The 22,368-nt window shown below is 58.7% G+C and carries 21 protein-coding genes; 17 read left to right on the top strand and 4 right to left on the bottom strand.

Annotated elements, in window-relative coordinates; genetic code table 11:
- Positions 1-6: 6 nt before the first annotated feature.
- Complete coding sequence (locus ACUN8C_RS09140) at positions 7-1,266, bottom strand: 6-phosphofructokinase (protein ID WP_108842115.1); 1,260 nt, start codon at positions 1,264-1,266, stop codon at positions 7-9.
- A gap of 276 nt (positions 1,267-1,542) precedes the next feature.
- On the opposite strand from ACUN8C_RS09140, the gene mpl reads away from it, so the two are divergent.
- Positions 1,543-2,928, top strand: a complete 1,386-nt coding sequence (gene mpl / locus ACUN8C_RS09135; RefSeq protein WP_445618931.1) for a UDP-N-acetylmuramate:L-alanyl-gamma-D-glutamyl-meso-diaminopimelate ligase — start codon at positions 1,543-1,545, stop codon at positions 2,926-2,928.
- A gap of 75 nt (positions 2,929-3,003) precedes the next feature.
- On the opposite strand, the gene ACUN8C_RS09130 is transcribed toward mpl, so the two are convergent.
- Positions 3,004-4,422, bottom strand: a complete 1,419-nt coding sequence (locus ACUN8C_RS09130; RefSeq protein ID WP_445618930.1) for a bifunctional DedA family/phosphatase PAP2 family protein — start codon at positions 4,420-4,422, stop codon at positions 3,004-3,006.
- Between the two features lie 207 nt (positions 4,423-4,629).
- Between ACUN8C_RS09130 and ACUN8C_RS09125 the strand changes: the two genes are divergently transcribed.
- The 14 genes from ACUN8C_RS09125 (at position 4,630) to msrQ (ending at position 17,810) form a co-directional block, all read left to right on the top strand.
- Positions 4,630-5,910 carry a glutamate-5-semialdehyde dehydrogenase gene (locus ACUN8C_RS09125; protein ID WP_445618929.1) on the top strand — a complete coding sequence of 427 codons (1,281 nt, stop codon included), beginning with the start codon at positions 4,630-4,632 and terminating at the stop codon, positions 5,908-5,910.
- Positions 5,897-6,559 carry a nicotinate-nucleotide adenylyltransferase gene (gene nadD / locus ACUN8C_RS09120; protein ID WP_445618928.1) on the top strand — a complete coding sequence of 221 codons (663 nt, stop codon included), beginning with the start codon at positions 5,897-5,899 and terminating at the stop codon, positions 6,557-6,559. Before ACUN8C_RS09125 ends, nadD begins: the two co-directional genes overlap by 14 nt.
- Positions 6,560-6,649: 90 nt before the next feature.
- A complete protein-coding gene (gene rsfS, locus ACUN8C_RS09115; RefSeq protein WP_108842111.1) occupies positions 6,650-7,015 on the top strand; it encodes a ribosome silencing factor in 366 nt (121 codons plus the stop codon).
- Positions 7,012-7,479, top strand: a complete 468-nt coding sequence (gene rlmH / locus ACUN8C_RS09110; RefSeq protein WP_108842110.1) for a 23S rRNA (pseudouridine(1915)-N(3))-methyltransferase RlmH — start codon at positions 7,012-7,014, stop codon at positions 7,477-7,479. The genes rsfS and rlmH overlap by 4 nt, the downstream gene beginning before the upstream one ends.
- Positions 7,480-7,552: 73 nt before the next feature.
- On the top strand, positions 7,553-9,469 hold the full coding sequence (mrdA, locus tag ACUN8C_RS09105) for a penicillin-binding protein 2 (RefSeq protein WP_445618927.1): 1,917 nt from the start codon (positions 7,553-7,555) through the stop codon (positions 9,467-9,469).
- Positions 9,470-9,474: 5 nt separating this feature from the next.
- Positions 9,475-10,611, top strand: coding sequence for a rod shape-determining protein RodA (rodA, locus tag ACUN8C_RS09100; protein ID WP_445621847.1), 1,137 nt, complete (start codon positions 9,475-9,477; stop codon positions 10,609-10,611).
- Positions 10,612-10,667: 56 nt separating this feature from the next.
- Positions 10,668-11,648, top strand: a complete 981-nt coding sequence (mltB, locus tag ACUN8C_RS09095) for a lytic murein transglycosylase B (RefSeq protein WP_445618926.1) — start codon at positions 10,668-10,670, stop codon at positions 11,646-11,648.
- Position 11,649: 1 nt separating this feature from the next.
- The gene (locus ACUN8C_RS09090; protein WP_445618925.1) at positions 11,650-12,594 is read left to right on the top strand and encodes a septal ring lytic transglycosylase RlpA family protein; all 945 of its coding nucleotides are present in this window, start codon (positions 11,650-11,652) and stop codon (positions 12,592-12,594) included.
- A gap of 25 nt (positions 12,595-12,619) precedes the next feature.
- A complete protein-coding gene (locus ACUN8C_RS09085) occupies positions 12,620-13,813 on the top strand; it encodes a D-alanyl-D-alanine carboxypeptidase family protein (protein WP_445618924.1) in 1,194 nt (397 codons plus the stop codon).
- Positions 13,814-13,935: 122 nt separating this feature from the next.
- On the top strand, positions 13,936-14,262 hold the full coding sequence (locus ACUN8C_RS09080) for an HP0495 family protein (protein ID WP_108842105.1): 327 nt from the start codon (positions 13,936-13,938) through the stop codon (positions 14,260-14,262).
- 50 nt (positions 14,263-14,312) lie between these two features.
- Entirely contained in the window at positions 14,313-15,017 is a 705-nt protein-coding gene (gene lipB, locus ACUN8C_RS09075; RefSeq protein ID WP_445618923.1) for a lipoyl(octanoyl) transferase LipB, read from the top strand.
- The gene (gene lipA / locus ACUN8C_RS09070) at positions 15,017-15,991 is read left to right on the top strand and encodes a lipoyl synthase (protein ID WP_108842103.1); all 975 of its coding nucleotides are present in this window, start codon (positions 15,017-15,019) and stop codon (positions 15,989-15,991) included. Before lipB ends, lipA begins: the two co-directional genes overlap by 1 nt.
- Positions 15,992-16,176: 185 nt before the next feature.
- Entirely contained in the window at positions 16,177-17,187 is a 1,011-nt protein-coding gene (gene msrP / locus ACUN8C_RS09065) for a protein-methionine-sulfoxide reductase catalytic subunit MsrP (protein WP_445618922.1), read from the top strand.
- Positions 17,187-17,810, top strand: a complete 624-nt coding sequence (gene msrQ / locus ACUN8C_RS09060) for a protein-methionine-sulfoxide reductase heme-binding subunit MsrQ (RefSeq protein ID WP_445618921.1) — start codon at positions 17,187-17,189, stop codon at positions 17,808-17,810. Before msrP ends, msrQ begins: the two co-directional genes overlap by 1 nt.
- A gap of 55 nt (positions 17,811-17,865) precedes the next feature.
- Here the strand turns inward: msrQ and ACUN8C_RS09055 are convergent, their stop codons facing one another.
- The gene (locus tag ACUN8C_RS09055; RefSeq protein ID WP_445618920.1) at positions 17,866-18,882 is read right to left on the bottom strand and encodes a zinc-binding alcohol dehydrogenase family protein; all 1,017 of its coding nucleotides are present in this window, start codon (positions 18,880-18,882) and stop codon (positions 17,866-17,868) included.
- 141 nt (positions 18,883-19,023) lie between these two features.
- Here ACUN8C_RS09055 and ACUN8C_RS09050 point away from each other — a divergent pair, with 141 nt between their 5' ends.
- Both ACUN8C_RS09050 and ACUN8C_RS09045 read left to right on the top strand, forming a co-directional pair.
- Positions 19,024-19,647 carry an NUDIX hydrolase gene (locus tag ACUN8C_RS09050; RefSeq protein ID WP_445618919.1) on the top strand — a complete coding sequence of 208 codons (624 nt, stop codon included), beginning with the start codon at positions 19,024-19,026 and terminating at the stop codon, positions 19,645-19,647.
- A 2-nt stretch (positions 19,648-19,649) separates the two neighbouring features.
- The gene (locus tag ACUN8C_RS09045; protein ID WP_445618918.1) at positions 19,650-20,570 is read left to right on the top strand and encodes a hypothetical protein; all 921 of its coding nucleotides are present in this window, start codon (positions 19,650-19,652) and stop codon (positions 20,568-20,570) included.
- A gap of 108 nt (positions 20,571-20,678) precedes the next feature.
- Here ACUN8C_RS09045 and pyk read toward each other — a convergent pair whose 3' ends face one another.
- Positions 20,679-22,148 carry a pyruvate kinase gene (gene pyk / locus ACUN8C_RS09040; protein ID WP_445618917.1) on the bottom strand — a complete coding sequence of 490 codons (1,470 nt, stop codon included), beginning with the start codon at positions 22,146-22,148 and terminating at the stop codon, positions 20,679-20,681.
- Positions 22,149-22,368: the final 220 nt, after the last annotated feature.

The raw sequence follows: 22,368 nt of genomic DNA, 5'->3' as shown, positions 1-22,368 counted from the left end.
CTGGCCTTAAAGGTGATATTCAGGCAGCTTTTTGGCGATACGCTCCAGCCGCAGGCTGGCCACCTTCGGCAGACCGTTTTCAAACGGCGGGAAGTCTTCACCCTGGATCAGGGGGCGAAGATAACGCCGGCCGGCATCATTGATGCCAAAGCCATCTTCACGGATGTATTCCGCCGGCATGAACTTTTCCTGATTGGCGACCTGCTCAAGCGGCGCATCAATGATCGACCAGCTGTATGGATCTTCGCTGTCACGCTGAATGGCAGGCATCACGGCATTTTTGCCTTCAAGGGCGCATTCAACGGCGCGCTGGCCCACGGCGTAGGCCTGCTCGACATCGACGGCGGAAGCCAGATGACGCGCGGCGCGCTGCAGGTAGTCGGCCACGGCCCAGTGATACTTGTAGCCCAGGTCCTGCTTGACCATGCCGGCCAGTGTTGGTGCGACACCACCGAGCTGGCGGTGGCCAAAGGCATCGGTGTTGCCGGCATCGGCCAGGAAGGTGCCGTCTTCATAGCGGGCGCCTTCGGAGACCACGACCACGCAGTAGCCATGCTTTTTGACTGCCGCGTCGATATGGTTCATCACGCGCTGGCGGTCAAAGGGCACTTCCGGCAGCAGGATCATGTGCGGCGGGCCATCGTTGGTTTCACTGGCCAGTGCGCCGGCAGCGGCGATCCAGCCCGCGTGACGTCCCATGGATTCCAGAATGAACACCTTGGTGGACGTTGAGCACATTGATGCAATATCCAGCGCCGCTTCACGCGTCGAGGTGGCAATGTACTTGGCGACCGAGCCAAAACCGGGAGAGTTGTCGGTAATCGGCAGGTCGTTATCAACGGTCTTGGCCACATGAATGGCCTGCAGGGGATACCCCATCTGCTCGGAAAGACGCGAGATCTTCAGGCAGGTGTCGGCACTGTCACCGCCACCGTTGTAGAAGAAATAACGAATGTCGTGTGCCTTGAAGACTTCAATGAGACGCTCGTACTGACTGCGATGGGTCTCGATATCCTTGAGCTTGTAACGACAGGAGCCGAAGGCGCCGCCCGGGGTATGTCTCAGTGCTGCGATGGCCTCGTCACTTTCCAGGCTGGTATCAATCAGATCCTCTGTCAATGCGCCGATGATGCCATTGTGTCCGGCATAGAGGGTGCCAATGCGATCGCTGTACTTGCGGCATGTCTGAATGACGCCGCAGGCACTGGCATTGATCACGGCCGTCACACCACCTGATTGTGCGTAAAAGGCGTTACTGGAGGTCATGAGCTTCCTGCTTCTTATGAATGAAGGTCGGCCAACGCCGTGAGGGCTGACCGAGCTGTCTCTCGGCAACGTGGCGCGCCTCTTGTGGGCAGCGCTGCTGTTGGTCGATCAGCGGATCGATGGCCGGCATCGGGCATCGCCCGTGGGGCGATCATATCCATTACCTGCAGGCCTGATCCAGTCAGAGATGCATCAATTGCAGGTGAACCGGAGCCTGACGTCGATTCACGGGCCATGCTAGGCTGATCCGGCTTTTGACGGAGAGCCCTATTTTTCATGCATATTCATATTCTCGGCATCTGTGGCACTTTCATGGGCAGCCTTGCGCTGCTGGCACGTGAACTCGGGCATCGGGTTACCGGGTCGGACAAGGGGATCTATCCCCCGATGAGCACACAGCTTGCCGCACACGGTATCGATGCCGGGCACGGTTTTGATGAGGCCAATCTCGATCCCCGTCCCGATCTGGTGATCATCGGCAACGCGATGTCTCGCGGTAACGTCGAGGTCGAGGCCGTTCTCAATCAGCGCATCCCCTACACCTCAGGACCTCAGTGGCTGGCCGATAACGTGCTGCGAAAGCGCCGCGTACTGGCAGTGGCCGGGACGCACGGCAAGACCACCACGGCCAGCATGCTGGCGTGGATCCTTGAGCAGGCCGGGTTGGCCCCGGGTTTTCTGATTGGTGGTATCCCGCGCAATCTGGGCGTTTCGGCGCGTGCCGGCTCGTCCGGCGATGTCTTCGTGATCGAGGCCGATGAGTACGATACGGCCTTTTTCGACAAGCGCTCCAAGTTCGTTCACTACCTGCCGGAAGTGGCCGTGCTCAATAATCTGGAGTTCGACCACGCCGATATCTTCACTGACCTGGCGGCCATCGAGCGACAGTTTCATCATCTGGTGCGGCTGGTGCCGGGCAATGGACAGCTGGTGGTGGCGGACAATGAGCCGGCATTGTCACGGGTGCTCGACATGGGGGTATGGTCACCGATTGCTCGCTTTGGGCGCACGGATCAGGCGCAGTGGCAGCTTGGGGATGGCGTTGATGATCAACAGTTTGTTGTCAGGGCGCCGGAGGGTGAAGTAGTGGTGCGCTGGGCCATGAGCGGTGAACACAATCGGCGCAATGCACTGGCAGCAATGGTCGCCGCCAGTGCTGTTGGTGTCACGCTTGAGCAGTCCGCTGCGGCACTGGCCACGTTTGCTTCTCCGCGCCGGCGTCAGGAGCTGCGCGGCTGCGTCAATGACATCCAGGTGATCGATGATTTTGCCCACCATCCGACAGCGATTGCCATGACGCTGGAAGGGCTCAGAGCAGTGACGCCCCGCGGGCGACTGATTGCTGTCATTGAGCCACGCTCCAATACCATGAAGCTTGGCACCATGAAGGCCCGTCTACCTGACAGCGTTGCCAGCGCCGATGAGGTCTACTGGTATCAACCGGCGACGCTGGGATGGTCCGTGCTTGAGGTAGCGCAGGCCTGCCCGGTGCCGGCCCATGCCGTGACCACCACCGAGCAGCTGATTGAGGCACTGGTGGAACAGGCGCGTCCGGAAGATCGAATTGTCATCATGAGCAACGGCGGCTTTGATAACGTCCATGAGCGCTTGTTGAATGCCCTTGAGCAGCGTTACGGGCAAACGGCAGACATCGATGGCTGAGAGGTTGGCGGGGCCATCTTCCTGTGGAAGATGGCCCCGTTGATGTTGATATAGCAGCAGGGGCAAACAGATCAATCAGAAGGCGGGCAGCCACACAATGCGCGCGATCACCAGCACGACGGAGGCCAGCGTCAGCAGTACCAGCTGGCGGCGATGGACGGCGCCTGCCAGATAGCGATGGGCAAAAAAGTGGTAGCTGATGCGGGTAGCCCCACAGACGATCAGTCCCAATAACGCACCGCCAATGAGATCACTGAGCCAGTGCACACCAAAGGTCAGGCGTGACAGGGCCACGACGCTTGCCGCCACGATGGCCACCCAGTACGGCCATCGTCTGGCGCGACTTGAAAGCCCTTCGGCAATAAACGCAGCACTCAATCCCCAGAAGACAACCGCTGTCGAGGCATGGGCACTCGGGTAAGAAAACGAGCCGATCAAATGTTCCGGCGTGTCCGGTCTGGCACGCCCAATCCATTGCTTGAGGGCCGTGTTGCTGAACGCCAGCAGGGCCAGTGCACCGCCCCAGTGGATCAGGGCCGCCAGTCGTTTTCGCCACAGTAGCCATGCAAGCCAGGGCAGCAGCATGGCGCCGATGCCTATGGCATCCCCGATACGATCCGCCACCGTTGAGGCTCGCATCAATGCCATGTTGTCAGGCCGTGAAAAGAAACTTCGCGCCGCAGTATCCAGTGCGAGCGGCTGCTGAAGACCGGCAACCAGCCACGTCCAGCCAATGAAGGCAACAATGCCTGCCAGCAGCAGCACGATGGAGGCCAGCGGGATTTCACCGCCGATTTTTCGCTGGCGAAGGCTCAGCCACAGTCGTCGCGTCGCGCTGTAACGCCGTGCCCGCATCAACAGGCCGCGATAAAGCCGGCTGTCACGATCCATGCGACGACGCAGCCATGACAGGGCAAAGCCGAGTACGACGAACATGAGCATCAATACCGATAGCCACTGTTCTGTCCCGGCTGGCAGGTGTACCAGCCGCTGCCAGCTGCGCCCCAGATAGTAACCGGGCAATAGATACGCCGGCGCCCAGAGCAACGCCGAAATCACATTGACGGTCAAAAAACGTGCCGGAGACATGTGCATCATGCCGGCCACCATGGGAATGATGGGGCGCACCGGTCCGACAAAGCGCCCAAACGCCACCGAAAGGGCGCCATGGCGAGTGAAAAAGCGCTCTCCCTGGTCGACCCACTGCGGGTAGCGGTTGAACGGCCACCAGCCACGAAGACGATCACGCTGGGTGCGACCGAGCCAGTAGCTGGCGCCATCGCCCAGCACGGCACCAATAAAGGCACTCACCATTAAAATAATGATGGAGACCTGGTCATGGCCTGCCAGTGATGCAGCGGCTGTCAGCATGACAACGCCTGGCATGACCAGACCAATCAGTGCCAGCGATTCGAGCAGGGCGACAATACCCACGATCAAAATCAAAACCGTCGGGTTATGGGCCCACTGATCAATCAGGGCAACGGGGTGCATCAAAAGCGACTCCACACGGTGGCTTGCCTTGCCCGGCGCAGTTTTTACTGCTGCCGGCAACTGGCTTATAGTAGCGATTCATAAGTATCGGATAGGCAAACGTAAAATCGTCGGCCAGTATAGTCAGCCGCTGTGCACTCCGATAGCGTCAGGAGTCGACGATAGATACGCGCGGCCGCGCATTTGGGATACAGGAGAACAGCGCAGATGACGTCTGAGGTGCAAACAAGGGATATCGATATCGCTGCGCACGTGGCACTGCTGGGGCAGCAGGCGCGCCAGGCGTCCGGGCTGCTGCGTCGCAGTACCACCGGGCAGCGAAATGCCGCGCTGGCCGCCATGGCTCTGGAGCTTTCGCATCAGCGCGACACGCTTTTGGAAGCCAATGCGCGCGATATGGCACGGGGCAAGGCAGAAGGGCTGTCAGAGGCGCTGATGGATCGCCTGCTGCTTACGCCTGCACGCATCGATGCCATGATTTCCGGGCTTGAAACCGTGGTCTCGCTGCCGGACCCGGTGGGCGGCATTGATGATCTGCGCACCCAGGACAATGGGCTGCGTATCGGCCGCATGCGCACGCCGCTCGGTGTGATCGGAATCATCTATGAGTCTCGCCCCAATGTGACGGTCGATGCCGCTGCGCTGTGTCTCAAGGCCGGTAACGCCGCTATCCTGCGCGGCGGGTCGGAGGCCTTTGAATCCAACTGTGCCATTGCTCGCTGTATCGCGTCAGGCCTTGAAAAGGCCGGATTGCCGGGCCACGCCGTGCAACTGATCGAGACCACCGATCGCAACGCGGTAGGCGCGTTGATCACGGCACGCGAGTATGTGGACGTGATCATTCCGCGAGGCGGAAAGTCACTGATCAAGCGTATCTCCGAGGAAGCCAGCATTCCGGTCATCAAACATCTGGAAGGGCTTTGTCATGTCTTTGTGGACCGCCATGCCTCGCTCGATATGGCCTTTGACATCGCCTTCAATGCCAAGTGCTTTCGCTATGGCATCTGCGGTGCCATGGAGACGCTGCTGGTGGATCAGGAGATCGCACAGGCCTTTGTGCCGGCCATGATTACGAAGTTTCAGGACGCCGGCGTTACGGTGCATGGCTGTGACAGGGTGCAGGCGCTAACCGATGTCGAGCCTGCCACGGAAGAAGACTGGTGGACCGAATACCTGGGGCCGGAGTTGTCCGTCAGGATTGTGGAAGACATGGACGCTGCCATCGAGCACATCAATCACTACGGCTCTCATCACACCGATGCCATTGTCAGTAACCACTTTGGGCATACTCAGCGTTTCATGCTGGAAGTGGACTCAAGCTCTGTCATGGTCAACGCCCCGACCTGCTTTGCTGATGGCGCGCAGTATGGTCTGGGCGCCGAAATCGGCATTTCTACCGACAAGTTGCACGTCAGAGGCCCGGTCGGACTCGAGGGACTGACCACGCGCAAATATATCGTGCTGGGCGATGGTCATGTCAGAACGTAATGCCCGTGTCGCCATGTTTGGCGGCACCTTCAATCCGGTTCATATCGCGCATCTGCGCGCGGCCGTCGAGCTTCGAGAAGCACTGTCGCTGGATATCGTCCATATGGTGCCGGCGCATCTGCCGCCACATCGCAGTGCGCCGGGGGTCAGCTCCGAGGATCGCCTGAGCATGCTGAAGCTGGCGCTGGCGGATACTCCGGGGCTGGTGGCGGATGATCGCGAGATTCACCGCGATGGACCGTCCTGGTCTCTGGATACGCTCAGGTCGCTGCGCGAGCAGTACGGTGATCAGGCGCGCCTTCTCATGGTGCTGGGGCGTGATGCCTTTTTGAAGCTGCATGAATGGCACGAGCCCGAGGCGCTTTTTGATCATGCCCACATTCTGGTCATCGGACGTCCGGAAAGTGATGAAGTGCAGCGCCCGGCGCTCGAGGCGCTGGTCGAGGCACGCCGTGTCGACAGCATTGACGCCCTCATGGCTGAGCCCTGTGGCCGGGTGCTGGATTACAATCAGACGACGGCCATGGCCATTTCCGCGACGGCCATTCGACAGGCGCTGGCCGCAGGGCGCAGCGTGCGATATCTGATGCCACTGGCCGTTGAGGCCTTTATTGCTCGCCACGAACTTTATCTCGAAACGTCAGAGTGAGGCCTGTAAAGGCCAAAAGCTTCAAATGTCTATGGTGCCTGCGCCTGACAGCGGTACAATGCGCTCTGAACCATTTATCTCCGAGGAGCTATGCAGACAGTACTTTCATCTCTGGTGGTTGACGCCCTGGAAGAGCTCAAGGGGCGTGATATCGCCGAGCTCGATGTTTCCAGACTGACCAGCGTGACCGATGTCATGGTGGTGGCCAGCGGTACTTCCAGCCGACACGTCAAGGCATTGGCGAACAATGTCGTAGAGCGCGCCAAGAATGAAGGCGTTCGCCCGCTGGGCATCGAAGGTGAGGCCGGCAGCGACTGGGTGCTGGTAGACCTGGGCGATGTGGTGGTCCACGTCATGATGCCCGAGGCCCGCAGACTCTATGATCTGGAAAGGCTCTGGAGCGAGCTGCCCAATGATCTGGGGCGCCATGAAGCCGTCGGTGAGCATCACTCTTGAAGTTGAGAATGCTTGCTGTCGGCACGCGAATGCCGGGCTGGGTCACGCAGGGCGTTGAGGAGTACCGCAAGCGCCTGCCGCGGGAAATGGCGCTTGAAATTGTTGAGCTGTCACCCGGCCCGCGTCAGAAAAGCGCTGATCCTGCCAGGGCAATACGCGTTGAAGGGGATCGCCTGCTGTCAAAAATCAGGGACAGTGAACTCGTCGTAGCGCTTGATGTCGAAGGCAAGCCATGGTCGACGCCGGCGCTCTCCGAGCGCATGGGCGAGTGGCAGATGTCCGGTAGTGATGTGTCACTGCTGATTGGCGGGCCGGACGGCCTTGATCAACGCTGCCTGGCACGCGCCGATCTTCGCTGGTCCCTGTCGCCGTTGACGCTGCCTCATCCGCTTGTACGCGTATTGCTGGCCGAGCAGCTTTATCGTGGCTGGACCCTGATGACAGGGCATCCCTATCATCGCTAACGGGGTCTGAGCGTGTATCGTCTTGCGCCCATTGGGCGACTTATCCGTTTATCGTTTTTGGGCAATATTGTCAATGCGCCCACGTCGCGCCACGCTTAAGGATTCCGAACAACAGGCACGCATCTTTCGACGCCGCAGCATTCTGGCGGCGTTGCTTGTGCTTATCATGTTTTCCGGCCTGATCGGGCGCATGGTATGGCTGCAGGTTGTTCAACACGACATCTTCATTACGCGCTCGGATAAGAACCGCATGCGCGTTGAACCGCTGCCGCCCAACCGCGGCCTGGTCTTTGATCGTAACCACAAGGTGCTGGCCGAAAACCGGCCGACCTATAATCTCACTCTGGTGCGTGAGCAGGCCGGTGATGTCGGCCAGACCATAGACCGCCTGATCACTATTCTGGGTCTTCCCGAGGATCAGCATGATGTGCTGACGCAGCGCTCGCGCGAGCGACTTCGCTCCTACGAGCCGGCGCTGCTGCTCAGCGATCTCAATGAAGATCAGATTGCCAAAATCGCGGTCAATCGGTATCGGCTTCCCGGGGTAGAGGTTGAGGCTCAGCTCATCCGCTACTACCCGGACGGGGAGTGGATGTCCCATGTGCTGGGCTATGTCGGGCGCATCAGTCAGGAAGATCAGCAGCGCATCGATACCAGCAATTACGCCGGCACGCACTTTATTGGCAAGACCGGTATCGAACGGTTTTATGAAGACGAGCTCCATGGTCATGCCGGAGTGAAGCGGGTCGAAACCAATGCCCGTGGCCGTGCGCTGCGCGAGATCGACAGAACGCCCCCGCAGCCTGGCAAGAACCTGACGCTGACGCTGGATTCCAAGCTGCAAAAGCTGGGACATGATCTTTTGAAGGGCAAGCGTGGGGCCATTGTCGCCATTGAGCCTGCCACTGGCGCTATCCTCGCCATGGTGTCAGAGCCCGGGTTTGACAATAACAAGTTCGTGACCGGCATCGATACGAAATCCTACGCCGCACTTCGTGATGATATAGATATGCCGCTGTATAACCGGGCATCTCGCGGGCAGTATCCGCCGGCCTCGACGGTCAAGCCCTATATGGCGTCAGCGGGTCTGGAATATGGCCTGATTCAGCCTTCCGATACGGTTTATGACCCGGGCTACTATCAGTTGCCCAATGACTCAAGGCGCTATCGCAACTGGTTGCGCTGGGGCCATGGCCGGGTCGACATGAAACGTGCCATCACGGTTTCCAACGACACCTATTTCTTTACGCTTGCCCACCGCATGGGCATCGACCGGCTTTCCGACTTCATGCACAAGTATGGATTCGGTGAAGATCACAGTCTGGATGTCTGGGGGGCGGGCAGTGGTCTGATGCCCAGTCGCGACTGGAAACGCGGTCGTTACAACCAGGTCTGGTATCCGGGGGAAACCCTGTCGGTAGGTATCGGGCAGGGCTACTGGCTGGCAACGCCCTTGCAGATGGCCACTGCAGTGGCCGTGATGGCCAACAATGGCAAATGGGTGCGCCCTCATCTGGCCATGCAGGTCGGCGACCAGGAGATTGCACCGCCTTTCAAGAATACTCCCGATGACATCAAGCTGGATAACCCGCACTGGTGGGATCTGATCCATGACGCCATGGAAAATGTCATGAGTGGCAGTGAAGGCTCGGGTCGCGCATCAGGGCGTAATCTTCAATATCGCATGGCCGGCAAGTCAGGCACGGCGCAGGTCTTTACGCTGGGTCAAAAGGAAAAGTACAACGCCTCCGAGCTTGAAGAGCGTTTGCATGACCATGCCCTGTTTACGGCGTTTGCGCCGGTGGATGACCCCAAAATCGCGGTGGCGGTCATTATTGAAAACGGCGGCGGTGGCAGCAGGGTGGCTGCCCCCATTGCGCGCGAAATGCTCGATGCCTGGATACTGCCGAGCATGAAGTCCAGCGAGGAAGCGCAGCGTCATGCCCGGCAAAATGAAAGTACCGCTCAGCAGATTGCGACGGGAGACTGACGATGATGATCGACTACTGGCAGCGGGTTTACCGTCGCAGCCGTCGGCAGTACCAGCGTCTGAGCTGGCGCACCCTGCATCTGGATCCCTGGCTGTTGCTGGCGCTGCTCACCATCGTTACCGGCGGTTTGATCGTGCTCTACAGCGCTGGCGGAGAGTCCACCTATCTGGTCGAAGCCCAGGCGCTTCGATTCTGTGCCGCCTTTTTAGTCATGCTGCTGATTGCGCAGTTTTCACCACGCACCATGCAGCGCCTTGCCTGGTTTTTCTACGTCGTGGTGACCCTGATGCTGGTGGCCGTGGATGTGATCGGCACCCATGCCATGGGGGCTCAGCGCTGGCTTACCATTCCCGGCGTCATACGCTTTCAGCCCTCCGAACTCATGAAGCTTGCCATGCCGATGACCATTGCTGCTTACCTGTCGCGGCGAGTGCTGCCGCCTGGATGGCTGGATCTGCTGGTCTGTTTGTTATTGATGGGCGTTCCGGTGGCATTGATTGCCAATCAGCCCGATCTGGGCACTTCCATGCTGGTGACGGCCTCTGCCGTTTTCGTGATTCTGCTGGCAGGGCTTTCCTGGCGCTTTATTGCCGTATGTGGCGGGCTGGGCATCGCTGCCATGCCACTTTTGTGGTTCAACATGCACCAATACCAGCGACAGCGGGTACTGACCTTTTTGAATCCGGAAAGCGATCCGCTGGGTGCCGGCTGGAACATTATTCAGTCCAAGACGGCCATCGGCTCGGGAGGCATCCATGGCAAGGGCTGGATGCAGGGCACGCAGTCGCAGCTTGAATTTCTGCCCGAGCGCCATACCGATTTTATCGTGGCGGTGCTGGGGGAAGAGTTCGGGCTGATTGGCATGGCCGTATTAATGAGCTGCTACCTGCTGTTGATATGGCGCGGCCTTTACATGGCCAATCAGGCACACGATACCTTCGGCCGATTGTTGGGCGGCAGCCTGATTCTGACCTTTTTTGTCTATGTGTTTGTCAACGTCGGCATGGTCAGCGGGGTGCTGCCGGTCGTTGGCGTGCCCTTGCCGCTGATCAGCTATGGCGGAACGGCCAGCGTGACCCTGATGGCCGGCTTCGGTATGCTGATGGCCGTTTTTACCCATCACAAGACCACGCCACGCTAGAGAGAGACGGGATGAAGTCGGATCGATGTCATTCAGGCAGGAGATGGCGCTGGGCCATGGCAATGCTGCTGGCGGTTTCGCCGCTGGTCAATGCAGCCGGTGAGTATGACCCGAGCACCAATGAACAGGCGCGCGCCATGGTCGACAGGCTGACGCAGTCCGGGCTTGATCGTCGGGAGCTGACCACAACGCTTGCAAGGGCCAGTCGTCAGCAAAAGATCATCGATGCGATTTCAAAACCCGCCGAGCACCATTTGCGCTGGGACCAGTATCGCAACATCTTCATCAAGCCCGAGCGTGTGGCCGGCGGGGTCGAATTTATCCGTGCCCATCGTGACGCCATGGCCCGTGCTGAGCAGGAATATGGTGTGCCGCGCGAAATCATCGCCGCCATTATCGGTGTGGAAACCTGGTATGGTCGCCATACCGGCAGCTATCGCGTGATCGATGCCCTGAGCACGCTGGCCTTTGACTACCCGCCGCGCAGTGATTTCTTCGGTCGTGAGCTGGAAGCCTTTTTGACCCTGACCGGTGAGCAGGGGCTCGACCCGATGGAGCTCAAGGGCTCCTATGCCGGGGCGATGGGGTTGCCACAGTTCATGCCCAGCAGCTACCAGGCCTATGCGGTCGATTTCGACAATGATGGCATCAAGGACCTGTGGAAGGAGCCGGTGGATGCCATCGGCAGTGTGGCCAATTATTTCGCCGAGCATGGCTGGCGCTCGGGGCAGCCGCTGACGGTGGCGGCACATCTGAAAGGGGCGGAAAAACCCGCAAACGTCGACTTCAATCAGGCAAAGCCGCCCTATATGCGCGTGGCTGATCTCGAAGCACAGGGGATTACGCCAGACATTGCCATTTCCGGTGACCAGGACGTGATTCCATTGGCGCTGGATTATGCCGATGGCCACAACGACTACCTGTTGGGGCTGCATAATTTCTACGTCATTACGCGCTACAACCATAGCCATCTTTATGCCATGGCCGTCACGACACTGGCCGAGCAGATTCAGGCGGCGCTTCAACGGGAGAGTTAGCGTGTCGGCCTTGAAAGCCTTGTTGCCCGAAAATGCCGGACATCTGATAGTGCTGATCGTCATGGCCACGCTTTTGGGAGGCTGTGCCAGCGGCAGTGGCGGGTCGGGCGGGCGATATGCCATGTCCCGCGATGCCTATCCTGACCGTCACACCGATGTCTCCAAAGTGCCTGATGCCGTGCCGCAGGTAGAGCCGCTGTCCCGCAGCGGCAATCAGTCCACCTATCAGGTGCTGGGCAAGCGCTACCACGTGCTCTCTTCGAGCGACGGATATAGTCAGACGGGGCGCGCATCCTTCTACGGTCAGAAATTTCAGGGCTACGATACGGCCAATGGTGAGCAATATGACATGTACACCATGTCGGCGGCGCACCGCACTCTGCCGTTGCCCACCTTCGTGCGTGTGACCAACCTGGCCAATGACCGCTCTGTCATTGTTCGAGTCAACGATCGCGGGCCGTTTCATGACGATCGTTTGATTGATCTCTCCTATGCAGCGGCGTCTCGACTGGATATGCTCGGCGATGGCACTGCCAGGGTGCGGGTGACCGCCATCGATCCGCGTCAATGGCAGGCCCGACATAACAATAATCAACAGGTTGCAGCGCGAACCGAGGCTTCTCCGGGAGCGTCAAAAGCGCAGACATCTGCCCGCAGAGAAGCTGATCTCTCTTCAGGGGAGACCTCCACGCCTGTGCCTGGCAGCAGCGATCATGGGAGCGCCGTCTATCTGCAGGTCGCTGCCCTGGGATCGGATGCGAGCGCTCAGGCGCTCAGGGACAAGCTCGAAACGCGTCTTTCAAGGCCGGTTCGGGTAACACGACATGCCGCCATGCATCGGGTACAGGTGGGCCCGCTCGATGATCCGATCATGGTGGAATCAGTCAGGTCCGAACTGCATGAAGCAGGCTATGACCAGCTACATCGGGTAACTGGCTCGGACTGAATACAAGCAAACAGAGAAAGGCAATATGACCCTTTTTGCAGTAAACGTATGCCGCTGGCGCCACCTTGTCGCGTTTTCCTCACTGGCACTGACGCTGACGGCGGCGCCCGCGATGGCATCCGATGGTCCGTCACCTTCCAGCTTTATTCCTTCGCCGCCTGCGCTTGCTGCGAAATCGTGGGTATTGATGGATGCCAAATCCGGCCGTGTACTGGTCGATCATGATGCCGACAAGCGTGTTCCGCCGGCCAGTCTGACCAAGATGATGACCGCCTACATCGCCGAAAGCGAAATTGAAAGCGGTAACATGTCGCCGACCGATGAAGTTCGCATCAGCAAGGAGGCCTGGCAGACCGGCGGCTCACGCATGTTCGTCAAGGTAAACAGCAATGTGCCGGTCAAGGACCTGATGCAGGGCATTGTGGTGCAGTCGGGCAATGATGCCACAGTGGCCATGGCAGAGCATATCGCCGGAAGTCAGTCCTCATTTGCCGACCTGATGAACGAGCATGTCCGCCAGATGGGCCTGCAGAACACGCATTTCATGAACCCGACCGGTCTGCCGGACCCCGAGCACTACTCGTCGGCGCATGACATGGCCATCATCGCTCGCCATATCATCAATGATTTTCCCGATCACTATTCACTGTATGCCGAAAAGTATTTCACCTGGAACGGCATCAAGCAGCCCAATCGCAATCTGCTGCTGTGGCGTGACAAGACAGTGGATGGTCTGAAAACCGGCCATACCGATGAGGCGGGCTACTGCCTGGTGGCCTCCGCGCAGCAAAGCGATACCCGCTTGATTGCCGCGGTCATGGGAACCAATTCGGAAGAGGCTCGCTCGCAGGAAACCCAGAAGCTTCTGAGCTATGGCTTTCGATACTTCCAGACCCAGAAAGTCTATGACGCCGGGCAGGAGCTCACACGTGCGCGCGTCTGGGGGGGCACGCAGGATGAAGGCGCCTTCGGTGTGGCCAACGATGTCTATCTGACGGCTTCCAAGCAGGATGAAGGCGGGCTGTCCAATCGCATCAATATCAACGGCGACCTGCAGGCGCCCATCGAGGCCGGCCAGCAGTACGGTACCGTTCAGATCGTGCAAAACGATGAGGTCATCGACGAGCAGCCGCTGGTCGCGCTGGAAAGCATCGAGCAGGGTGGCTTGTTCAAGCGTCTATGGGATGGTCTTCTGAAGTTTGTTCAGGGTCTGTTCTAAAGGCTGAAAATTGGACTGAGTCATGACCATGAGGGGGGATTCGGCTGACGAATCCCCCCTTTTTAAGTAAAATGTCAGGCAATCGGGCGAACGTTCAGCCTGCAATGATCAAGAGGTTTATCATGTCCAGGCCTTCATCCCAAAAGCCTGCCGCTATCCTGTCGTCTCCCGGTGATGCCAACAAGACGCAGGAGGCGCCCAAAATCGAGTTTCCCTGTGATTACGCCATCAAGATCGTGGGAAACAACGATGTCGAATTCGATCGTGACATGCTCGATATCGTGGAGCGTTTTTCGCCGGCGTTTGACCGTTCGAAAGTGACGCATCGCGATAGCCGCAATGGCAAGTACCGTTCCCTGCATGTCACCATCTACGCCACCGGCGAAGAACAGCTCAACGACCTGTTCGTGGCGCTCAAGGCGACCGGCCGTGTTCAGATGGTGCTTTGATCTCCAGCAACTGACAGGCGTTGTTGCCGGCGCTCCCAGAGGTAGGACCAATGAGTGATACAAGCCTGGATGATCAGCCCATTGGCGTATATCGTCTGGGTGTATGTGATTACACCGCCATCTGGGAGGCGATGCGTCGCTTTACCGATGAGCGGGATTCAACGACCCGGGATCAGATCTGGCTGGTGGAGCATTTTCCTGTCTTTACTCAGGGGCGTGCCGGCAAGCCTGAACATTTGCTGAGTTCAAGCGATATTCCGCTGGTACAAAGTGACCGCGGTGGACAGGTCACCTATCATGGGCCCGGTCAGCTGATCATGTACCCGCTGATTGATGTCAAAAGGCGACGCATCGGGGTGCGTGCCATGGTCAATGCCCTCGAAAATGCCGTCATTCGTGTGCTTGGCGAACACGGTATCCACGCCGGTTCGAAATCGGATGCGCCGGGTGTCTATGTCGATGGGGCCAAGATTGCCTCACTCGGGCTGCGTATTCGACGAGGCAGCAGCTTTCACGGTATTGCCTTCAATATCGATATGGATCTTTCACCCTTTGGCCATATCAACCCCTGCGGTTACGCAGGGCTCAGAATGACACAGCTTCGCGATCTTTTGTCGCAACCACCGGACATGGCGCGTGAAGCACAAGGATTGCTCGGAGCCTTTGCCGCTGAACTCGGCAACCCCGAGCTTCAGGAGATGGTGAGCGCACCCGGGGTGCTGACCCACATTTCTCGAGTAACAGGATCAAACTGATGACCGAGACGACTGCTACCACCCCCAAACAACGGGCCGAAAAAGGCGTCAAGCTGCGCGGCGCCGACAAGGTTTCCCGTATTCCGGTCAAGGTCATTCCGACCGAGACCCTGCCGACCAAGCCGAGCTGGCTCAAGGTGCGCATGCCCATCTCGAAAGAGGTGACCCGCATCAAGGAAACCCTGCGCCGTCACAAGCTGGTCACGGTCTGCGAAGAGGCGTCCTGCCCCAATCTTGGCGAGTGCTTCAATGGCGGTACGGCAACGTTCATGATCATGGGCGATATCTGCACGCGCCGCTGCCCCTTCTGTGATGTGGCGCACGGCCGTCCCAACGCGCTCAATGAAGACGAGCCGCGCGAACTGGCAGAAGCCATCGCAGAGATGCGTCTGAAGTATGTCGTGATCACTTCCGTGGATCGTGATGATCTGCGTGACGGTGGCGCGCAGCACTTTAACAACTGCATTGAAGAGATCAGAAAGCGCAGTCCCGATCTTGAAATCGAGGTGCTGGTCCCTGACTTCCGAGGTCGCATGGACAAGGCGATCGATATCATGCGCCAGGAGCCGCCGGATGTGTTCAATCACAACCTTGAAACGGTACCGTCGATGTATCGTCGCGTCCGTCCGGGTGCCGACTACCAGTGGTCGCTGGATCTTCTCAAGCGCTACAAGGAAGTCCGCCCGGAAGTGATGACCAAGTCAGGTCTGATGCTGGGTGTCGGTGAAACCGACGAAGAAGTGGTTGAGGTCATGCGTGATCTTCGTGCCCACAATGTCGACATGCTGACCCTGGGTCAGTACATGCAGCCGTCGCGCAATCACCTGCCGGTCGACCGCTGGGTGCACCCCGACACCTTCGCATGGTTTGCCGAGAAGGGTCGCGAGCTGGGCTTCAAGCATGTCGCGTCAGGTCCTCTGGTGCGTTCAAGCTATCATGCTGACAAGCAGGCACACGGTGAAAGGGTGTCCTGAGCCATCAGGGTCAAACACCTGTCATGAATCACCTGTTACGCCCGGCACTGCCGGGCGTTGTTGTATACGGAAAAGGTTGTATACGGGAAGGGTATATCCGGTAGTGGCATATCCTGTCTGGATGCCTGAAACTATTCCCTGATGTAACGGTCAGTAACCATAACGATCGTCAAGTAGAGGATGCCATGCTGATCAAGACACGAAAGCCTCACCACATTGGTGAAAACGAGGTCACATCAGAATCGGTCTATCATGCGCGCCGCCATTTCATGGCCGGGGTGGCAGGCCTTGGCATGGCAGCAGCGCTGCCGCGCAGCGCCTGGGCGGCCTCTCAATATGACGAGGTCGAGCAGGGCACTCGTCCCGAATGGTTTGCCTCGCGTCTCGAGAAGACGAAATGGAAGGCAGTGACACCCGGAGAAAACGACAAGCTCACCCCCTTCAATGATGCCACACACTACAATAATTTCTTCGAATTTGGCACCGGCAAGGATGATCCCTACAAGCACGCGAGCGAGATGACCACCGAGCCGTGGACCATCGAGATTGATGGGGAAGTGGCCAAACCCGGTACGCTGGACGTCAACCAGCTGCTGGGCGAACAACAGCTTGAAGAACGTATCTATCGTCTGCGCTGTGTCGAGGCCTGGTCGATGGTCATTCCATGGATGGGTGTGCCGCTGTCTGCCCTTCTCAAACGTGTCGAGCCCACCAGCGATGCGAAATATGTGCGCTTTCAGACGTTGATGCGACCGGAGGAGATGCCGGGGCAACGCTCACGCTTCGGGCTCATCCACTGGCCCTATCAGGAAGGGCTGCGCATGGATGAAGCCATGCACCCGCTGACGCTTTTGAGTGTGGGCATGTACGGGCGTGTGTTGCCCAATCAAAACGGTGCGCCCGTGCGCCTGGTGGTGCCCTGGAAATATGGTTTCAAAAGCATCAAGTCGATCGTGCGTATCTCGCTGGTCAAGGAGCAACCGCCCACGGCCTGGCCGACCATCAATGCCAATGAATACGGCTTTTACTCCAACGTGAATCCGGATGTGAATCATCCGCGCTGGAGTCAGGCGCGCGAGCGTCGTCTGCCCAATAGCCTGTTCAGTACCAACATGATCGATACGCAAATGTTCAACGGCTATGGAGACGAGGTGGCGTCCCTCTATAAAGGCATGGACCTGCGGAAGTACTTTTAATGCGACTCTGGCGATGTGCGGTATTTGTGGCAGCGCTGCTGCCTTTTCTCTGGTGGGCCGGACAGGTAGCGATGGGGCAGGCAGGCCCGGAACCCGGTCAATATCTGCTGCTCAATTTCGGTCAGTGTGCGCTGATACTGCTGCTGTTGACGCTGAGTCTGACACCGCTGATGAAGCTGACCCGCTGGAAGGGATTTGCGCTTATTCGTCGGCAAATGGGGCTATGGACCTTCAGCTACGGCGTTTTGCATCTGACCAGCTATCTGCTGTTCATTCTCGGCCTTGATTTCTCGGCACTGGGTGAGGATCTACAGCGCAGGCCCTATATCATTGTCGGATTTGCCGCGCTTTTAATGCTGCTGGCGCTGGCGGTGACCTCCAACCAATATTCGATGAAGCGCCTCGGCAAACGCTGGAAGTTTTTGCATCGACTGGTTTATATCGCGCTGATACTAGTGCTGTTGCACTTTTTCTGGGTGGTGCGTGCTGACATGACCCAGTGGAGTGGCTATGCGCTGGCCGGTATTGTCTTGATGCTGTTGCGCATCCCCGTGATCTCGCGCGCGCTTGGCAGGGTGCGACCCCGCAACGGTCGCGCGAAGGGCAGTGCGCCCAGAGTGTGATGCACCTTTTGAAAACGCCGGCCCCGAGCCGGCGTTTTCAAATCATAGATTTGCGTTAGTCCATGGCGGTCAGGACCAGCTTGCCGATGGTGTGTCCTTCTTCCAGCATCTGATGGGCGCGGGTCAGATTTTCGACACTGAGCGGGCCCACGATTTCCCCCAGCGTGCTGCGCAGTCTGCCTTCATCGAGCAGGCGCGCCAGAGTGGCCAGCGCAGCACCCTGTTGTTCGCGCTGTACATCATGCAAGGGGCGAGCAAACATGAACTCCCAGTGGAAGCTGGCCGCCTTGCCCTGCAGGGCATTGAGATCCACCTGCTGTTTCGTCTCGGCAATGGCCACGATCTCTCCCAGTGGCTTGATCAGGGACACCATGTTGTCCCAGTGCACGCCAATATCATGGCAGTTGAAGATGTAGTCGACCTCTTCAAGATCGAGCCGCTTGAGCTCGTTGACCAGATCGTGATGATCGATTACGTCATGCGCGCCCATTTCACGACACCACTGCACTGACTGTTCGCGCGAGGCCGTGGCTATCACGCGGATACCGGTCAGCTGACGGGCCAGCTGAATGGCGATCGACCCCACGCCACCGGCGCCATTGATGATCAATAGCGTCTGATCGCCATGGTCACCGCTGTCCTGTGCCAGACGCAGCTTGTCAAAAAGGGCCTCCCAGGCGGTGAGTGCCGTCAGCGGCATGGCGGCAATTTCCTCGATATCAAGCGATTGAGGCGCGCGGGCCACCAGACGAGAATCGATCAACTGGTACTGGGCGTTGCAGCCGGGTCGGTTAACCTCCCCCGAGTAATAGATGCGCTCACCGACGGAAAGCTCGCTGACGCGCTCGCCAACCGCTTCAACGATGCCCGTGGCGTCCCAGCCCAGAATGGTGGGCTGGCCAAGCTCGCCCAGGGCTCCGGCGCGAACCTTGGTATCCACCGGATTGACCGAAATGGCCTCGATGCGAACCAGAACGTCCTCACCTTCGGGCGCAGGCCGCTCGATCTCGATTTCTTCGAAGGCACCGGGTGCATTAATGTCGCTGGCACCGCGTGTGGCAATGGCTTTCATGGTTTCTCCCTTGATTAACGAACGCACACTGATGCGTCATCCACTAGAATATCAGCCATCAATCTGGACCATGATGACAGCCGATGCCAGTCGCTGTGCTTGTGGTGATACGGGCATGATGGAAAGCAAGAGAGATATGGCATGACACATGACTGGTTAGCCTTTGCAAAGGCCCTCAGATCCATTGCCCAGACCGGGCAGACCTATACCGACAACAAGTATGAGCTGGAGCGTTATTATCAGCTGGAGGCGTTGACCAACCAGATGTTTGCCGTGCTCGGCGATGTGCCCATCGAAAAAATCGAAAACCTGATCATTCCGGATCAGGGGTATGCCACGCCCAAGGTGGATGTCCGCGGGGCCGTTTTTGATGACAGTGGCCGCGTCCTGCTGGTCCGGGAAATGAAGGACGGGCTCTGGACGCTGCCCGGCGGCTGGGCCGACATCAACGAAGGCCCCAGTGCCAACGTGTTAAAAGAGATTTTCGAGGAGTCCGGGCACCGGGCAAGTCAGCCGCGCCTGGTCATGCTCAAGGATCGCAGCCTGCATCCTTATGCCTACTATTCGCCGGATCATATCTACAAGCTCTTTTATGTCTGTACCCATGAGGGCGGTGAGTTCGTGCCCAACAACGAGACAGATGCCGCGGCCTTTTTTGATCTTGACGATCTGCCGCCGCTGTCCGAGGGACGCACACTGCCCGCGGACATCCAAGAGTGCTGGGCCTTTGCCTCGTCCGGTGCGCCGGGAATCTACAGCGACTGATAATGGCCAAAATTGATCGGCTGCTTCATGCCGACTGGAGTCTGTCTCCTTCAAAACGCTGGTACGCCGAGGCCCGGCGCATGGATGGCCTGTGGCAGATCCATGATCCGGTTCGTATCGACAATATTCATGCCTGGCGTGACGACGTTCTGCTGTCGCCTTCACGGGGAGCAACGCTTGCCGGATTTGATTTCCCCATTGGCGTCCCGGGGCAGTGGGCCAGACAGGTGGAGGTGACCGATTTCAGGTCATGGCTCGACGCACTTGAATCACCGCGATGGCGGGATTTTTTTGACACGGCGGGCGCCTGTGACGACATCTCGCTGACTCGGCCCTTTTATCCCCGTCATGCCCGAAAGGGGGTCAGACAGTCGGATCTGACGCAGGCGCTCAATGTTGAAAGTTTTGACGCCCTGCGTCGAGAGTGCGAACGGGAGATGCCGGGTCGCAAGCCCTGTCCACTGTTCTGGACACTGGGGGCCAATCAGGTCGGCAAGGCCGCTCAGACCGGCTGGCGGGACGTGATTAGACCGGCTGTGGCGCAGGGGGCCGCGCTCTGGCCCTTTGATGGCGATCTGACGGCGCTGGGACAGACACGTCACTGCATTTTATGTGAAACCTGGCCCACGCTGGCGGCCCGTTTGGTAGGCGCCGAGCTGTCGGCGCGCCAGAGCAAACGACGGCAAGCCGATCGACTCGATGCCTGTCGGCGACTCATGAACAGCCAGCTGCCGGTTCAATGGCAGACGCAGGCGAAAGCATCGCTGCTGTCAGGGTTTGGCGAGCGGGCCGACGGTGAGGATGCATTTGATGCCCTGCTGGGCATCCTGATGATGGTGGCCGTGGTAGAGGGGCAGTTGCCGGTGTCATCGACCCTGTCGAGCGAGGCGCGTCATATCGAAGGGTGGATACTGGGCCTTTAGCACAACAGGTTTCAGGCACATTCTGCGCAGTGCCGGTGCCGGAAAATACTAAAGGCCTTCAAATGAAGGCCTTTTTTTGAGGCTGGAAAGCCATTTTAAAAATGCCGATCAGCCAATGTGTTCGCCGACCTGAACAATTTTCATGGCGTTGGTGCCGCCCTGAGCGCTGACGTGATCGCCGCGGGTCAGGATGACATAGTCACCCGGGTTGGCCAGTGCACGCTTTTGAAGTTCGGACACGGCGCGCTGGTTGACCTCGGCATTGGGCATGTCATCGGTATTGAACTCGATGGCAAACACACCGCGATAAAGCGCCATGCGACGCAGCGTGCGCGGATGCGATGACAGCGCAACGATCGGCAGGCCGGAGCGAATACGCGAGGCAATCAGAGGCGTATAACCGGTTTCGGTCAGACAGGCGATCGCGGCCACGCCTTCCAGATGGTTGGCGGCGTACATGGCCGACAGGGCCACGGTTTCATCGATGCGATGAAACTCATCGGCCATGCGGTGCTTGGATTCCTGGGCGGCACGTTCGCGCTCGGCACCCATGCAGCAGCGGTTCATGGCTTCAATGGTTTCAACCGGGAAGCTGCCGGCTGCCGTTTCGGCAGACAACATGACAGCGTCGGTGCCATCAAGGACCGCATTGGCCACATCGAAGACTTCGGCGCGGGTCGGCAGCGGCGACTCGATCATCGATTCCATCATCTGCGTGGCCGTGATGACCGCGCGATTGAGCGTACGAGCGCGGGCAATCATGCGCTTTTGAACGCCGATCAGCTGCGCATCGCCGATCTCTACGCCCAGATCGCCACGGGCGACCATGACGGCATCAGAGGCCATGATGATTTCATCGAGCGTGGCTTCGTTGGCCACGGCTTCAGCGCGTTCGACCTTGGCCACCAGCGCGATGTTTTTGCCGGCGTCGCCGAGCAGATCGCGTGCCAGCTGCATATCGGCGCCGGAGCGGGGGAAGGAAACCGCCAGGAAATCGACTTCCAGATCGATCGCGGTTTTCATGTCCTCGCGATCCTTGTCGGTCAATGCTGCTGCCGACAGGCCGCCGCCCTGCTTGTTGATGCCCTTGTTATTGGAGAGCTTGCCCCCCACCTTGACGGTGCATTCAATGCGCCCGCTGTCGACACGCTTGACTTCCAGTACGACGCGGCCGTCGTCCAGCAGCAGAACATCGCCGCCTTTAACGTCGTCGGCCAGTTCCCGGTAGTCACAGCCGACCTGGTGCTGGTTGCCTTCATCGCGGCCCAGATTGATATCGAGGACAAAGTCCTGACCGTTTTCAAGCTCGACCGAGCCGTTGGCGAAACGGGCAATACGAATTTTCGGACCCTGCAGGTCGCCCAGAATGGCTACGTTGCGCTTCTGGTTTTTGGCGGCTTCGCGCACGGCGACGACACGGCGACGGTGGTCTTCGGCGCTGCCATGGGAGAAGTTGATTCGAACGACATCAACGCCTGCGTGCACCATGGCGTCGAGAACGCCTTCCTTGTCACTGGCGGGGCCAAGGGTGGCGACAATCTTGGTGCGGCGAATCGGACCGGCAGTCGCTTTCGTCATGAAGCATTCTCCTGATGCGGTGGCTGAATGTATTCACTATACCTTCTTCACCCCTTTGGGTGCGACGGCTGTGCGTTAAAGTCCTGGAGACTCTGGCCCAGAGACCATGGCCAGGTGTTGACGGAACCCGGGGTAAAGTCTTGACGACGCCCTGAAAAATGTCGAGGTATTCGGTGGGACCTGGAAAGCTCACCTGATGTCGGCGATCAAGGGTCGTTGT

The organism is Kushneria sp. Sum13, assembly GCF_052692355.1.
Note: the sequence above shows the minus strand (reverse complement) of the source record. Positions and strands in the feature narration are given on the sequence as shown.

Bases quoted from the DNA above. Each gene is read 5' to 3' on its own strand.
- ACUN8C_RS09055 (WP_445618920.1), bottom strand. From the start codon at position 18,882: ATGAAAGCCATTGCCACACGCGGTGCCAGCGACATTAATGCACCCGGT.
- rsfS (WP_108842111.1), top strand. From the start codon at position 6,650: ATGCAGACAGTACTTTCATCTCTGGTGGTTGACGCCCTGGAAGAGCTC.
- ACUN8C_RS09050 (WP_445618919.1), top strand. From the start codon at position 19,024: ATGACACATGACTGGTTAGCCTTTGCAAAGGCCCTCAGATCCATTGCC.
- mpl (WP_445618931.1), top strand. From the start codon at position 1,543: ATGCATATTCATATTCTCGGCATCTGTGGCACTTTCATGGGCAGCCTT.
- msrP (WP_445618922.1), top strand. From the start codon at position 16,177: ATGCTGATCAAGACACGAAAGCCTCACCACATTGGTGAAAACGAGGTC.
- mrdA (WP_445618927.1), top strand. From the start codon at position 7,553: ATGCGCCCACGTCGCGCCACGCTTAAGGATTCCGAACAACAGGCACGC.
- ACUN8C_RS09125 (WP_445618929.1), top strand. From the start codon at position 4,630: ATGACGTCTGAGGTGCAAACAAGGGATATCGATATCGCTGCGCACGTG.
- ACUN8C_RS09085 (WP_445618924.1), top strand. From the start codon at position 12,620: ATGACCCTTTTTGCAGTAAACGTATGCCGCTGGCGCCACCTTGTCGCG.
- msrQ (WP_445618921.1), top strand. From the start codon at position 17,187: ATGCGACTCTGGCGATGTGCGGTATTTGTGGCAGCGCTGCTGCCTTTT.
- ACUN8C_RS09140 (WP_108842115.1), bottom strand. From the start codon at position 1,266: ATGACCTCCAGTAACGCCTTTTACGCACAATCAGGTGGTGTGACGGCC.
- ACUN8C_RS09080 (WP_108842105.1), top strand. From the start codon at position 13,936: ATGTCCAGGCCTTCATCCCAAAAGCCTGCCGCTATCCTGTCGTCTCCC.
- pyk (WP_445618917.1), bottom strand. From the start codon at position 22,148: ATGACGAAAGCGACTGCCGGTCCGATTCGCCGCACCAAGATTGTCGCC.
- ACUN8C_RS09130 (WP_445618930.1), bottom strand. From the start codon at position 4,422: ATGCACCCCGTTGCCCTGATTGATCAGTGGGCCCATAACCCGACGGTT.
- lipA (WP_108842103.1), top strand. From the start codon at position 15,017: ATGACCGAGACGACTGCTACCACCCCCAAACAACGGGCCGAAAAAGGC.
- lipB (WP_445618923.1), top strand. From the start codon at position 14,313: ATGAGTGATACAAGCCTGGATGATCAGCCCATTGGCGTATATCGTCTG.
- nadD (WP_445618928.1), top strand. From the start codon at position 5,897: ATGTCAGAACGTAATGCCCGTGTCGCCATGTTTGGCGGCACCTTCAAT.
- mltB (WP_445618926.1), top strand. From the start codon at position 10,668: ATGGCAATGCTGCTGGCGGTTTCGCCGCTGGTCAATGCAGCCGGTGAG.
- ACUN8C_RS09045 (WP_445618918.1), top strand. From the start codon at position 19,650: ATGGCCAAAATTGATCGGCTGCTTCATGCCGACTGGAGTCTGTCTCCT.
- rodA (WP_445621847.1), top strand. From the start codon at position 9,475: ATGATCGACTACTGGCAGCGGGTTTACCGTCGCAGCCGTCGGCAGTAC.